General features: G+C 59.1%; 13 protein-coding genes. All 13 read right to left on the bottom strand.

The window, feature by feature from the left end:
- Positions 1-10: 10 nt before the first annotated feature.
- A complete protein-coding gene (locus U9R61_RS00155; protein ID WP_322486802.1) occupies positions 11-925 on the bottom strand; it encodes a glycosyltransferase family 2 protein in 915 nt (304 codons plus the stop codon).
- 1 nt (position 926) lies between these two features.
- Positions 927-1934 carry a GDP-L-fucose synthase gene (locus U9R61_RS00150; protein ID WP_322486801.1) on the bottom strand — a complete coding sequence of 336 codons (1008 nt, stop codon included), beginning with the start codon at positions 1932-1934 and terminating at the stop codon, positions 927-929.
- Positions 1935-2000: 66 nt separating this feature from the next.
- The gene (locus U9R61_RS00145; RefSeq protein WP_322486800.1) at positions 2001-3041 is read right to left on the bottom strand and encodes an NAD(P)-dependent oxidoreductase; all 1041 of its coding nucleotides are present in this window, start codon (positions 3039-3041) and stop codon (positions 2001-2003) included.
- A 169-nt stretch (positions 3042-3210) separates the two neighbouring features.
- Positions 3211-4731 (bottom strand): HlyD family secretion protein, encoded by a 1521-nt coding sequence (locus U9R61_RS00140; RefSeq protein WP_322486799.1) that lies wholly within the window; start codon positions 4729-4731, stop codon positions 3211-3213.
- Positions 4732-4734: 3 nt separating this feature from the next.
- Positions 4735-6144, bottom strand: a complete 1410-nt coding sequence (locus U9R61_RS00135; RefSeq protein WP_322486798.1) for a polysaccharide biosynthesis tyrosine autokinase — start codon at positions 6142-6144, stop codon at positions 4735-4737.
- A gap of 221 nt (positions 6145-6365) precedes the next feature.
- Positions 6366-7658: a glycosyltransferase family 4 protein gene (locus U9R61_RS00130; protein ID WP_322486797.1), complete on the bottom strand. Its 1293-nt coding sequence runs from the start codon at positions 7656-7658 to the stop codon at positions 6366-6368.
- A gap of 4 nt (positions 7659-7662) precedes the next feature.
- Complete coding sequence (locus U9R61_RS00125; protein ID WP_322486796.1) at positions 7663-8643, bottom strand: glycosyltransferase family 2 protein; 981 nt, start codon at positions 8641-8643, stop codon at positions 7663-7665.
- Between the two features lie 8 nt (positions 8644-8651).
- Entirely contained in the window at positions 8652-9347 is a 696-nt protein-coding gene (locus U9R61_RS00120) for an acyltransferase (RefSeq protein ID WP_322486795.1), read from the bottom strand.
- A 12-nt stretch (positions 9348-9359) separates the two neighbouring features.
- Entirely contained in the window at positions 9360-10148 is a 789-nt protein-coding gene (locus U9R61_RS00115) for a sulfotransferase domain-containing protein (protein ID WP_322486794.1), read from the bottom strand.
- A 1-nt stretch (position 10149) separates the two neighbouring features.
- The gene (locus U9R61_RS00110) at positions 10150-11859 is read right to left on the bottom strand and encodes a bifunctional sulfate adenylyltransferase/adenylylsulfate kinase (RefSeq protein WP_322486793.1); all 1710 of its coding nucleotides are present in this window, start codon (positions 11857-11859) and stop codon (positions 10150-10152) included.
- Between the two features lie 26 nt (positions 11860-11885).
- The gene (locus U9R61_RS00105) at positions 11886-12617 is read right to left on the bottom strand and encodes a polysaccharide deacetylase family protein (RefSeq protein ID WP_322486792.1); all 732 of its coding nucleotides are present in this window, start codon (positions 12615-12617) and stop codon (positions 11886-11888) included.
- 29 nt (positions 12618-12646) lie between these two features.
- On the bottom strand, positions 12647-13546 hold the full coding sequence (locus U9R61_RS00100) for a glycosyltransferase family A protein (RefSeq protein ID WP_322486791.1): 900 nt from the start codon (positions 13544-13546) through the stop codon (positions 12647-12649).
- Positions 13547-13633: 87 nt separating this feature from the next.
- Positions 13634-14956, bottom strand: coding sequence for a nucleotide sugar dehydrogenase (locus tag U9R61_RS00095; protein WP_416208799.1), 1323 nt, complete (start codon positions 14954-14956; stop codon positions 13634-13636).
- Positions 14957-14983 lie beyond the last annotated feature (27 nt).

The following is a 14983-nucleotide window of genomic DNA, read 5'->3' as shown; positions in this document are numbered from 1 at the left end:
GGTCGCCTTACTAGCATTCAACGCCATACGCGCGATAGAGCCGGTTGCGCACACTGGCATGCTTTTGCCACAGCCACCAGAGCAGGCGCAAGCCGGCATACTGGTAATTGCCCAGCGGGCGCCGGTAGCGACGCCGTAACAACGCATGTTCGTGTTGCCAAACCGTATGTAACGTGGCCGTCTTTGCCTCTTCGTGCAAACGAAAATCACCCAACGGCGGCCCCGGAATGCGCCGGCTTGGCCCGGCGGCGCTGAGGCGGATAAAGAGATCGCGATCCATGCAGAAACGCAGGCTCCGATCAACGCCGCCGACCTGTTCGTAGACGCTGCGCCGCCAAAAGCACCCCTGTTGCGGCCAGCGATGGACACCAAGCAGCGCAGTGAAGGTGGCGTTCGGCGGCAAGGCAAAGATGCGCGCGGTCACCCGGCTATCAGCATCGATAAAATACACATCGCCATTAGCAAACGCCAGCCACGGTCGATTCGCAAAAAATTGCCCCACCCGCTGCAAGGCCCCCGGCTGCAAGCGATCATCGGAGTTGATCCATGCCAAAATCTCGCCGGTGGCGCGAGCAAAACCATCGGCCAGCGCCGCCGACTGGCCGCCATCCGGCTGCGATTGCCAATAACTCAGCCACGGTACGTAGCGCTGAATGATTGCGACGCTGCCATCGCGGCTGCCGCCATCCATCACGATATACTCAAGATTGGGATACCCCTGCAACAGCACCGAACGGATCGCCTCTTCGAGGTAGGGCGCTTGCTGGTACGAAGGCGTCACGATGGTGATACGCGGCCACGGCTGGTTATTGGCCATCACCGGCGCTGCCGGCGGCGTGGCAACCGTCCACGGCCACCCTTGCCGTCCGGGTGGCGGAGGCGGCAGGTCGATAATCGTTGGCATCATTCGGATCGTCGTTGCCATATTAGGCTGCCCCACCCACGGCGCGCATTACGATCGCCGGTTCACGATGAGCCCGATACCATTCGATCGTGGCCCGCAATCCTTCGGTAAATGTCGTCTCAGCCCGAAATCCAAACCGCTCCCATGCCCGCGACACATCGAGCTTGCGGCGAGGTTGGCCGTTCGGTTTCGAGGTATCCCAAACGATTCGCCCGCAAAAACCGGTCAATTCGGCGATCAACGTGACGAGATCACGGATGCTGATTTCGTAACTGCTGCCAATATTGACCGGATCGGGATCGCTGTAGCGTTCGGTCGCCAAGAGAATGCCTTCGGCAGCGTCGGCGGCGTAGATAAATTCGCGGGTGGGCGAGCCGTCGCCCCATACCACAATCTCATCAGCGCCACGCTCAGCAGCCTCGATACACTTGCGAATCAGCGCCGGAATCACATGCGATGTCGCGAGGTCAAAATTATCGCGCGGCCCGTAAAGATTCACCGGCAACAGAAAGATCGAGTTAAACCCGTATTGTTGCCGATAGGCTTCACCCTGCACCAAGAGCATTTTCTTAGCTAAGCCATACGGCGCATTCGTCTCTTCGGGATACCCGTTCCAGAGGTCGTCCTCTTTGAACGGCACCGGCGTATACTTCGGATAGGCGCAGACGGTGCCGATCGTCACGAATTTGCCGATGCCAAACTGCCAGCTTTCGTGCAGCAACTGCACACCCATCATGAGGTTGTCGTAGAAGAACTCGGCGGGATGATCACGGTTAGCACCGATTCCTCCTACCCGCGCCGCCATGTGGATCACAATATCGGGACGCGCATCGAGCAGCAACTGGCGAATGGCATCAACATGGCGCAGATCGTAATCACGCGAACGGGGCACGAATACGTTGCCGGCGCCGCGCTTATGCAGCTTTTCGACCACATACGAACCGAGGAACCCGGCACCGCCGGTCACAACCACTCGTTTGCCTTGCCAAAATTGATGGCTATCGGGCCAGCGTTGCGTATCGAGCTGCATAGAAACCTCGCTGGATGGATTGAGAGAAACATTTCTTGCCGGGATGGGCTCAGCGGCGCTGCGCCGCTACTGGACGATGAACTGCGCGTTGCGATATTGGCTATCGAGCGCATCTTTGATCACGCCATTCAACAACACGCTGGCCACCTCGCGAATACCTTGCTCGACGCTGATACGCGGTTGGAAACCGAGCCGCTCGCGAATCTTAGCGAACGAGACGCGAATATCGCGCATATCACCGCCGAAGGTCAGATCTTTGTACTCAATCTTCGTCCCCTCGATATAGCGCTGCACCAGCGCCACAATTTCGTCTTTGGTGTAGTTGCCTTCATCGCCGCCGACGTTAAAGATCTCGCGGTTGACAACCGCAGGCGCGGCGGTTAAGCCAAGCAGGATCGCATCGCACACATCGCGCACATGCACAAACGAGCGAGCATAACCGCGCTGATAGATGATCAACTTGCGGCGCGTCATTGCTTCAAGCACAAACTGATTGACAATCAGATCGAAGCGGGTGCGTGGTGAGACGCCGAACAGCGTAGCAAAGCGGAAGAGGATCGGCATCGTAGTTGCGCCAGCAGTCTGTTCGCGCAGATACTGCTCGGCGGCAATTTTGGTTTCGGCGTAGAGTGACTGCGGGTTGAGCGGTGATTCTTCAGTGACCGGCTTGCCATCGGCTGACAAACCGTAATTACTGTAGGTCGAAGCAAAGACAAATCGCCCAACCTGTGCCGCATCAGCCACCGCAAAGACCCGCTTGGCGCCCTCGAAGTTGTAGCGCCATGCCACCTGCGATCCCACCATCTGGCAGGCTGGGAAGCCGACGATGGCCGCCAGATGGATCACCGCATCGAACCGCGCCGGTGGCAGATCACCAGCCGTAATCTCACCGGCGCTCGCCCGTAATGTCGCCGGATCACAGACATCGCCCTTGGCAAAGCGGAAGCGGGGATGGTGCCAATAGCCAAGCAGCGATGTGCCGCCAAAGAGCAGGTCATCAACTACTGTAACTGACCACCCTTGATTGAGGAGCACACCGGTTAATAGTGAGCCAATATAGCCAGCGCCGCCAGTAATCAGAGCATGGGGGGCAGGTGCAGCCGTCATTGCGATCCCTCCTGAGCGTTGGACGCTCTGTGAAGCAAATATGTCGGTGTACTATCAGCAGGTTGCTCTTACATCAATAATTGCGCCTGGGAAAGATACACAGCGTCACTGTGCGCTGACACACGCTCGTAATGACCTGAGATACGCCAACTGCCAGCCAGCAAAGCCATTAGCTACCTGCTGAAAACGTCACCTGTGCGTTCATATTCCAGCGCAACCGCGGATCCCAGCTATCGGGCGTAATGCGCACCGTATAGATCGTGCCAATCCCGCTCTCTTGGCCAACCGGCTCGATATAGCTCACCCGCCCGCTTAAGCGCACATCAGGCAGGGCAATGAAGCCAATCGTCACCGGATCGTTCTCTTGCACCAAACTAATGTAGATTTCGCTGAGATTGGGCACCACAATCTGCCACTGATCGAGGGTAGCGATGGTAACAACCCACTGGCTAGCCTCAACCGTCTGGCCGGGTTGGGCATTGACACTCACCACAGTTGCGTTAATCGGCGCGCGGATCTGGTAACGTTCGCGATTGAGTTCGATCCGGCGCAACTCGATCTCGGCGCGCTCGATGCGCGCTTGGGCGATCGCAATCTGGGCGCTGGCCGGTTCGGCTGTCAAGCGCGCTAAATCAGCCTCAGCTTTGCGCAACTCGGCTTCGTACACTGCCACTTCATTCGGATGATTGATGGTTAATTGTGCCAACCGCGCCTCTGCTTGCAAGATGCGCTTTTCAGCAGCGGCAATTTGGTCAGGCGTGACCGGACGCAAGGCATCAGCCAACAACGCTTCAGCCTGTTCAACTTCAGCCCGATAAGCAGCAATTTCGCTAAACTCATTTTGGCGCACCGTCTCAAGCGCAACCCGTGCCTCTTGCAACCGTCGCTCAGCATTTTCGACCGCGCGCAACAAACGCGTTTCATTGTCGATCTGCGCTTGGGTCAATTGGCCGCCGCCGGCCACAATCTGCTCATTCGCCCACTTGGTGCGCGAATAGTCATCTTGCGCATTACGCAGCTCGTTGGCCAATCGCTCGATCTGCGACTCAAGCTGGGTCTTTTCCCCGGCTAGGTTATTAATCCGGGTCTGCAAACGAGCCTTGGCCTCGGCGATAGCTGCCTCTAACCGCGCCCGATCTTCGGGCGTAATCCCTTTACGCAGCCGTTCCAGCACCTCGCGAGCTTCGCGCAATTCAGCCTGAGCTGCGGCAATATCGCTCTGGGTCACATTGGTGCGACCATCAGCCAAACGGGCGCGGGCGCGGGCGATCTCGGCTTGGGCCTGCTCGATCTGTTCCGGCGTAGCCCCACTGATCAACAGCTCGTAATTGGCCTGCGCTTCCGCCAACGCCACCTTCGCCTCAGCCAATGCCAAATCGAGCGTGCGAATGTCAAGGCTCGCGATAATATCGCCGGCGCGCACCCGATCACCCGGCTTGACCAGCACTTCAGCCACCGAACCGGCGCTAACAAAGCTCAGATCGAGCACCGTGACCGGTTGTACCCGGCCATTTGCGATCAATGTCCCGTTCACAATCGCCGGAGCAGCCGTAGGAGCGGTAGCAGGCAAAGCGGCAGCCGTTGGCGCAGGCGATGCAACAACCGGTGCGGTATCCGTGGCGGCTGGTTGGCTGCACGCATTCAGCAGCAACACCCATATCGCAATCACCAAGAACCAAAAACGTGGCATGGTTCAATCTCCTGCATCGCCCACCGTCTCGCTCCGATGAGACACCGGCAACGAAACAACCGGTCGGGTGTGTTGCTCTTTGGGGAATGACCATCGTCGCGGGCGCTTGTTCACGTTGTTCAGTACCACACCTATGCAACCGATCTCAGTTTGGCGCAACAGATCGAGCATTTGGCGCAATTCGCCCTCAGCGGTGCGATTGGCGCGCACAACGACCAGCGTGGTGTCAACCGCCCGCAGCAGCAACGTCGTATCGGCAAACAGCAGCAACGGTGCTGTATCGATGATGATCACATCGGCGTGCTGGCGCAACCCGTTTAGCGCGCGCTCGAGTTGCGGCCCGCCCAACAATTGCGCCGGCAACCCTGCCATATTCCCTGCCGTCAGCACATAGAGATCAGGCTGGACTGTCACGCGCAGGAATGGCTCAATTGCTTGCGCTGAACCACCCAGCAGATTCGACAGCCCGCCTTGATTGGCGAGATCAAAGAAGGTATGAATGGTGGGATGGCGCAGATTAGCATCAACCAAGACCACGCGCCGTCCAGTTTGGGCTAACGCCATCGCCAGATTAGCCGCCGTCAGGCTACGTCCTTCACCGGCTGCTGCGCTAATGACGGCAATCACCTGCGGGCGCTCGGCAGCGGCCAGTGCATCGAGATGGAGCCGAAACATCCGGTAAGATTCGGCCTCCAGCGAGGTTGGATCGTTCAGCGTCACCAATTGCGCCGCTGGCGTAGTCCCCTTCAGCTTGCCGATCACCACCAACGGACGCCCGCCGCCGCGCCGCTCAAGATCGCCCTCATCTTTAATCCGGGTGTTGAAATAGTCGTAGAGAAAGCCGATCACTATTGCAAGTAACACAGCGATAAAAACGCTCAGAGTAATATTGCGAGCATAATCAGGGCTAACCGGATTGCGCTTGGCATAGGCCGGATCGACGACGATCAGGCTCGATCCCTGCGCATACGGATTATCAAGCAGGTCACGCTCAAGCGCGCGGAACGAGGCCACAATCGCATCAGCTAACGCTACCGCGCGCTGGCGATCGGTATCCTGCACCGTCAGCACAAACAGTTCTGTCTTGCCGACATCAGCCGTGCTCGCACGGGCTGCCAGTTGGGCAGCGTTCACGCCATCCACCATCTCAGCCGCCCGTTGCAACACTGGTCGCACCAACAAGAGCTGGCGCACCGTCAGCGCGTACCGTTCTCGCGCGCGTAAATCATCAAAGGAGGGGGAAGGACGGGCAAAGTTACCCTGATCCTGATTCACCATGAGCATGGTGGAGGCGGCATACAGGCGAGGTTGGGTTTGCGAATAGGCAAAGCCGATCCCCGCGCCGATCGCGGCGAAAAGCAGGATCAACCATGCCCAACGCCACACAAAGAGGAGATAGTTTCTGAGTTCCAAGCGACCCTCCACGCGATGCACGCAATGTCGCTAGCCATTACGCACCTGAAAGAAAGACTAAACCGGTAACGAACACTGGTCTGTAAGCGTAGAGCATTGTGAGCCAAGAGGACAGACCTAAATGGCGAATAGTATCATTGTTGCACACTAGTTGTAACTAGTTGTAACCGGTTGACGTGACAGTGAGATGTCACCTACAGAACATCGCTATGACAAAACGTTCACCTTCTCCGAGACAATGTTCTCATAGCCGACTTCGCCGTGATCTGGCGGTAGAGTTCGAGATAACGCTGAGCCTGTAGCTCTTGCCGGTACTCGGCCAGCGCAATCTCGCGGCCCCGGCGCCCCATCGCTAGCCGTTCGTCATCGTTGCGCAGCAAGCGGCGTAACGACTCGCGCAGGCCTTCGACATTACCCACCGGCGCCAGCCAACCAGTTTGGCCGGGCCGCACCAACTCGCTAATTCCGCCGGTGTCAAAGCCCACCACCGGCGTGCCACATGCCAACGACTCAAGTACCGTACTTGGCATATTGTCTTGCAACGAGGGAATAACAAAAAGATCAGCCGCGCTGTAAATCAAGGCCAACCGGCTATCATCCTCGACCACGCCAAGCGGATGGTGGACAATCGGCGCGGCCAAGGGCGGCGGATTTTTACCAATCGACACTAACACTAAATCCGGCTCGTCGCTGAGACCTGCTAACGCCGCTGCCAATTGGGTAAACCCTTTGCGCCGGTTGTCAACCGACACGGCCACAAAGAGCACAATCTTGGCGTGCAAGGGTAAGCCGAGCACAACCCGCGCATGGGTGCGATCGGCTGGCGAGAAGATAGTTGTATCCAAACCGTTGGGAATGATATGCACCGGCAAATGGCCAAAGAGCGAACTACGCTGCACTTCAGCCGCTATCCACCGGTTCAACGCCACAATATGCAACCGGCCGGGAGGCGCCGCCGCTAGCGCCTCCCGTTTACGCGCCCAAATCTGGCGTGAGAGATCATGTTCGTCACGCGAACCGAGTTGCGGGCAGGCGCCACAGGCGGCGGTATAGCGCCCGCACCCTTCATCATAATGGCACCCGCCGGTAAAGGGCTGCTGGTCTGACAGCCGCCACACCACCGGCACCCGGCGCGGTACGGTGCGAAAGAAGGAGGGATAATCGACGAATCCGGCCACCCAATGCAGATTGACTACATCACACAGCGGCAGCGCCTGAACCAACTCGCTGTCATACCGGCTCCGATCATCACTAAACGGCTCTAACCCAGCCGGGCGGGTCTGCCGATACGGCTGCATTGCCCGCCGGATTTGCCACCCGCGCCAGCGCCGTCGCCATTGACCGATCGGATCAGTTGGCGCCGGCAAGGCTTGGACCGTAGGATCGTTGCTGCGCCGGTTCGCAACCAGCATTGTGGATTGACAGCCGATCGCCACCAGTGCTCGGTGCAGCCGATACGCCGCCCGCGCCGCGCCGCCACTGATGTCGTTGGTACTGAGGTGAACAACCCGCATCGCTTTACCGCACCGCTAGCCGGCGCCGCGCTAACGGCCCAATCGCCGGCAATGAATAGATGATCTCCGGGATGGCGCGCCGGTAGTAGGCGGGAATAAAGGGCAACGCAAAGCCGGCGGTTAACCATTGAACATACGCCTCACGGCCACGGTAGAGATTGCGCCACCGCCCGTAATAGGTCGTCCAGATCACGCGGGTAATCGCCGCCCGGCAAGCAGCCCACTCGCGTGGATGGCGCTGCGCATAGACGCGCAAGGCTGGATGGCGATCGAGGAAGGCGAGGAATTGGCGCGAGGCGCGGGCCAAACTCGTCACGCTGACCGACTTGCCGAAACTGGTATCGTAGATGCGATGGCGAAAGGTCGCTTCGTCACAATACACGATCCCGCGCTCGATGCTCAACGCGACCAACAACGCATTGTCAACCCCATTCCCGCCATCAAAGTCAGGATACCCTCCCACGGCGCGCAATTCCGCCGTGCGGGCCAGATTGGTGGTAAAGCAGATAAACTTGTGCTCATTATACCCCCAGCGCTTAATCCAATCAGGCCCGCTCATACGACGCGGCGGCAAGGGCCGGTCAGCGGTTGAACCCACCACCCGATCCTGCTCATCGAGCACCTCAACCCGCGAGATAGCCGCCGCCGCATCAGGATGCGCCTCTAGCGCCGTCACCATTGCCGCGAGATAGCCCGGCACTAACTCGTCATCATCGCTCAGCAGCACGAAATAGTCGCCGTTCGCCGCCGCCAGTAACTGGTTGAAATGCGGCACAATCGGCACCGAGACCGGGTTTTGGCGAAAGACAAACGGGCGCGGATAGTTGGCACGAGCAATATTCAGCACCTCATCGCCGTTACAACCATTATCCGACACGATCAGCTCGATTGCAGGATACTCTTGCGCCGCAACCGAACGGATCGCCTGCGCTAGGTAGGTGAGCCGTTGGTACACCGGAATTGCAACCGTGACCGTTGCTGCCATGCGCCACCTCATCCCGTCGTGATCTGACCAATATCAAGCGCCGTTCGCTCGCGCACGATCCGCGCCGGCGCACCTGCCGCAATCACCCCCGCCGGCAGGCTGCGCGTGACGACACTGCCTGCCCCCACTACTGTGCCGGCGCCAATCGTGACCCCTGATAACACCACTACGCTATACCCTAGCCACACATCATCTTCCAGTACGATTGGCCCTTTACTGGTGAGCGGCTGATAAACAATGGCTTGGCCGGGGGCAGTACCGTGATCGTAGGGATAGAAGGCGCACTGCGGCGCTATTTGGCAACCGCGCCCGATGATAATCTGCTCAACATACGCCGAAAGCTGGCAGCGCGGCTGGATGCCGGTGCGTTCGCCGATAGACAAGCTGCCGCCGCGCCCGCATTCGATGATCGTGTCGCGATGGAGTTCGACGTAATCGGCTAACTCGATCGGGCCGCCATCTTGGCGCTGGTAGATCACTACGCCATCACCGATGAATACGTGCCGGCCACGCCGGATGCGCTGCCCGTTCAGTTGGGCGGATGGGGCGATGTAGCCTTGCGGATAGCGATGGGCCAGCGCCACCCGCGCTTTGTAAGGCGCATACGGCAACCCGGCAAGCCACGTCGCCAGCTTGCCGAACCGGTCAGGCCCGGCCCGCTGCATCCAGAGATCAGTCCATGCCTGTATCAGTGGCCGGCGCATCGCCTGCTCCCTTCACGATGACCCACTGTGATCGCCATACCCGGCTGCCAGCATACCGACGCGATGATAGCGCCAAAAGAGTTCTTCATCCTCTGGCGAAAAGAGATTGCGCCAATCGCCAGAGCCGCCTTTGCGCACGAAAAACGGGGTTGTCGCGCCCTGCGCCGCCTTCTCTTTCGCCCGCATCCGGTCGAACGATGAAGCGGCGACGGCTGCCGCAATCTGTTCATCGCTCGCCCGCATCCCGCAAAAATCGAGGATGCGACGCACTTGACCGGCAGTATCAGCGTAGAGGTCTTCGTACTTTACCACTAACAGCTCGCAGCAGCTATTGAGCCATCCCAGCACATGATCCGACCAGCTTCCCCAATAGATATTGCCGGTAATAATCTCGCGCAGCGTGACCGGCTGCTCCGATCGCTTATTGCGCCAGTGGAAATATGAGGTCATCGCATCGCGCCCGTCACGCGCAATGTAGATGGCGCGGCGGAAGATTGGGCGATAGTGGAGATGGGTCTTCACGAAGCGCGGACGCATCTGGTTGAACGGCGTGGCCGGATCGGCCATATACGCCAGATCGCCTTTGATATGGCTATCGGGCACATACCGGCCAAATCCTTGCAAGCCTAACTCCTCGCCAGCCAGTAGATTAGCGAGCAGAAAACGCACCCACGTATTGCCCGACTTGGGAAACGAAGCGAGATAGTAGAAGTCAGGCTGAGGCTTAAATCCTAGATCGGCATACGGCCCCTTGATCCAACGGCGGAGCGTGCGGCGCGCGCTACGGAAGACGTTGAGCATACTAGCCCTCCAGAAAGCCCTTCTCTTCGAGATAACGAACAATCTTGCGCGCGTTCTCTTCGGGGGCAACGTCGGTCGTCGTCAACACCAACTCAGGGTTGACCGGCGGCTCGTATGGATCGTCAATGCCGGTAAAGCCGCGCAACTCCCCACGGCGCGCCTTGGCATACAGCCCCTTGACATCACGCTGTTCACAAACCTCAAGCGGCGTATCAACAAAGACCTCAATAAACTGATCGCTACCGATCATCGTCCGGCACTCATTGCGCGCGGCCCGGTAGGGGCTAACCGCTGCACAGATGACCGCGCCGCCGGCCTTAACCACCGCGCTGGCGACGAAGCCGATCCGCAAGATGTTGGTGTCGCGATCCTCGCGTGAAAAGCCCAATCCCTTCGACAGATGGGTGCGCACCACATCACCGTCAAGCACAGTCGGCGTGCGGCCCCGCTCAAGCAACAGAATGTTGAGGATCCCGGCAATAGTTGACTTGCCGGCCCCGCTCAGACCGGTAAACCAGACACAAAAACCTTGCCGGTGGCGCGGCGGGTACATCTGGCGCAAGATTTCGGCGGTCTCAGGACGGGTGAACCATTCGGGCAACAGGCGCCCCTTGGCCAGATACTCGTCGCGCACTTGCGTACCCGAAATACTGGCGATCTCGGCCCCCGGCGGCACCTCATCCACCATCACATACCGGCCTTCGCGCTTGAGATAGACCAGCTCGGTGAACGGGATCATCATCACGCCAATCTCGGCGGCGTAGCGGGCCAACAGCTCTTGCGCCGCATACGGGCCATAGAATGGCTTGCCGGTGCTGTCGTTGCCGGGGCCGGCATGGTCACGGCCGACAATAAAATGATTGGCGCCGTAGTTGCGGCGAATGATCGCATGCCAGACCGCTTCGCGCGGGCCGGCCATGCGCATCGCCAACGGCAAGAGGCTGAGCAGGGTGCGCGACGGATCGTAGTACTTTTCGACCAACAGCCGGTAGCTGCGCACACGGGTGAAATGATCGACATCGCCGGGTTTAGTCATACCGACCACCGGATGGATGAGCAAGCTGCCATCAACCTGCGCCGCCGCCCGTTTGGTCAGCTCTTCGTGAATGCGGTGCATCGGGTTGCGAGTCTGGAAGGCAACCACATTGGGCCGATCCATCGCGCTTAGTAGCTGGCGTACCTCGGCAGGAGTGCGGCGCAGATCGGTAAAATCGTAATAACGCGGCAAATTCAACACCCGCAACTTACCAGCGGCGTAAAACTTCCCCCAACGCGCCATCTCGGCCACCAGCGGATGGCGCGGGTCGGTCGTGCCTAATATCGCCAGCGCTTCCCGCTCGGCGTCCCAGCGATAGATCTCGCTCAATTCCAAGATCGCAAGCGGATCGTTATGCACATCGCGCAGCAAAATCCGATCGCTGCCAAAATGGCTTTGTTCAACCGGCAATGTCACTGGGATCGGCCAGAGCGTGCCATCGGCCAAGCGCATCTCTTCCAACACCCGTTCATAATCGGCCCGACCCATAAAGCCGGTCAGGGGCGAAAATCCGCCGGTAGCAAGCAATTCCAGATCGCAGAGGCTGCGCATTGAGATCTGGATCGACGGCAAGCGCGAAGCTGTTTCCAGCAGTGCAGGTCGCTCGGCAGCCGGAACCATTAAATCGATCAAGCGGCCACCATAGGGTGAGATCAAGGTGAGATCGTGATTCATACGAGGATTGTTACCTACTTTCTATGTTACAGAGCCGGACGGAACCATGGCACCCGCACCGGCGTCCCGGCGCGGATCAACTCCGGCACGGTGACAAAGCGATATCTTGTGCCCACTTGTGCCAAGACTTGCGCCAGCGCCGTGAGCAATGGCGTGCGAGCAACCGCCGCCGGATCGCGCGGATTGACCAGCCGGTCGTGCAACAACACGATGCTGCCCGGCTGCATCTGGGCCAACAACCGCTCGGCTAACCGGTCTGGCGGCTGTGCCACCCAATCTTCGATGTGGTAGCTCCAACCAACCACCTCGTAGCCGAACAGCAAAGCATCGACCCGCGAACCATACGATTGGCCGCCGTAGGGCGGGCGAAAGAGGGCGGAAGCAAATGGCGCTAGCGCGCGCCGTGCTAGCCACAGCTCACGCCACCGCTGCCAGCGCGGCGTCTGCGGCATACGAATGTGGGTAAAGGTGTGATTGCCGATTGCATGGCCGGTAGTGGCCATCCGCGCCACCAGATCGCGTTGCCCGACGGCATGTTGGCCTAGTAGAAAGAATGTCGCCCGCGCGTGATAGCGCTCCAACAGATCGAGGAGGTGCGGCGTATAAAGTGGATGTGGCCCATCATCGAAGGTCAATGCCACGACTGGTTCGGTCGTAGCAACCCGTACTAGCGTACCGAGCAATCGCCGTCCCGCTGGGGCCAGCCAACGCCGGAACGTTCGCGAGAGAGACGGTTGGATCGATCGCGGGTGGGCCATAATGACTCTTTAGGTGCGCGCAAGATTGCTTAAATCGCCAACGGCGGGCAACGGTATTGCCAACTTGCTTGCAACAAGCCGATCAACCACGCATTCATACGCAACCATTCCGCCAACTGTTCACGCCGGCGAATGCGTGTAGCGCGAAGCAACTGGCGCATCCAACGCCGGGTATAGGCCAACCACGGCGATAATGAACGCCGGTGAGCATACCGATCGCCGCCGTACCGGCGCGCCAGCGCAACATTAGCAATCGCGCGCTCGCGAGTCTGGCGCAACATTCCACGCAACGTATCGCGATAACGAACGTAGACCAGCGCTTCCGGCACAAATGCCAAGGCAACGTGACACTGCAACTGCACGCGGAAGCAGTAGTCGGTATCCATCAAGCGTAACAGCGTCTCATCAAAGCCTCCTACCTGCTCGTGCAATGCTCGTTCGATAGCCAACCCGCAACCACCGGCATGCGATAGATAGGGCGGATAACTCACCTGTTGCAAACCATCAGCCTGTGGGTTGCGCCGGATACGGCTCAGCCACGAATGCCGGTTCAGACGTTCGATATCAAACCGGGAAGCGACAAACGGATGGCGATCAAGCGCGTGGCCGATTGCTGCCACCCAACCCGGCGCCACCACATCATCGGCATCGACAAAGGCCAGCGCCGTGCCGCGCGCATGCCGCGCCCCTTCGTTGCGGGCAAAGGCGCCGCCCCGGCGGGCGCTGGCGTCGATAATGCGCAAGTTGGGCATGCGCGCGAGGAAACTGGCTGCAACCCGCCGCGAGTCATCACGCGACCCATTGTCGGCTACGATCACTTCCCATGGCCGATCCCACTGTTGATCGGCCAGCGCCGCCAGTTGTTCGCCAAGCGTCGCCACCGCGTTGTAGCACGGAATAATGATACTGAGTCGCACCTCTACTTGCACAGACGCTCCTCCTCGCACGCAATGCGGTATGCTACCGGTATACTATTGCCGGATGAAAGAGCGATGATTACCGGCGCAACTAACAGTCTACAATACTGTAATCTTCGCGCGCAGCGGCCCTTGGATCGCCCGCGTCGCGTGGCGGGTATCAACGACCACCGGTGCCAAGGTGACAATCCGCTCGTAATCGAAGGCGCGATGATTCGTGATGATGACCGCGCAATCGCAGCTTTGCAACAGATCATCGGTCAACGGCACGGTACGCATGCGGCGGCCATCGTGCATTTCAAACTCGTCGATATGCGGGTCGCACGGTATGACCGTCGCGCCGTCAGCAGTCAACAGATCGTACACCTTAAATGCTGGCGATTCGCGGTAGTCGTCAACATCAGGCTTGTACGCAATGCCCAACAATACGATTGTGCTGCCGTTGAGCGGCTTGCGCGCCCGATTGAGCGCCCGAATGACCAGATCATGCACGTGGCGCGGCATCTGCGCATTAATCTCGCCGGCCAGCTCGATAAACCGAGTGGTGAGATCAAACGCGCGCGCTTTCCACGTCAGATAGAAGGGATCGATCGGAATACAGTGACCGCCAAGACCGGGGCCGGGGGTAAACTTCATAAAACCGTAGGGTTTGGTCGCCGCCGCCTCAATCACCTCCCAAACATTGATCCCCATCCGGTCGCAAAGCAACGCCAGCTCATTGACCAGCGCAATATTGACGGCACGAAAGATGTTCTCGAACAGTTTGGTCAGTTCCGCCACATCCGGCGAGCTGACCGGCACGACCCGGCTGGTGATATAGCCGTAAAAGGCGCTTGCTAATTCCGTGCAGTGCATGGTCACGCCACCCACGACCTTAGGTGTGTTCTCGACACTGTACCCCTTGCTGCTGGTCTGACCGGGGTCGATCCGTTCGGGTGAAAAGGCGAGAAAGATCTGATCGCCCACCCGTAACCCATCACGCTCGATCCGCGGCATAATCAGCTCGCGGGTGGTACCGGGATAGGTGGTGCTTTCGAGAATCACCAGTTGGCCGGGACGAATGTTGGCGGCAATCTCATTGCTTGCCGCCTCGACATAGCGCATGTCAGGCTCGCGAGTAGCATTCAGCGGCGTCGGCACACAGATCACCAGAATATCGCATTCCCGCAGCCGCGCCATCTCGGTCGTCGCCTCAAGCCGGCCCGCTGCACGCAACTTGGTCAACGCATCACTTGCAACATCGCCGATATAACTCTCACCCTGATTGATATGCATCACCCGTTCCGGGCTGACATCAAACCCCAACACTGAGAACCCCACCCGACCAGCGCGCTCGGCGAGCGGCAAGCCAACGTAACCTAGCCCGATCACGCCGACTCTGGCCGAACGATCATGGATCCGATTCATCAATTCGTGGAACATGCGTTTATTCTCCACACTATACGGCTG

The organism is Chloroflexus sp., from assembly GCF_034431535.1.
Classification (GTDB): Bacteria; Chloroflexota; Chloroflexia; order Chloroflexales; family Chloroflexaceae; genus Chloroflexus.
Note: the sequence above shows the minus strand (reverse complement) of the source record. Positions and strands in the feature narration are given on the sequence as shown.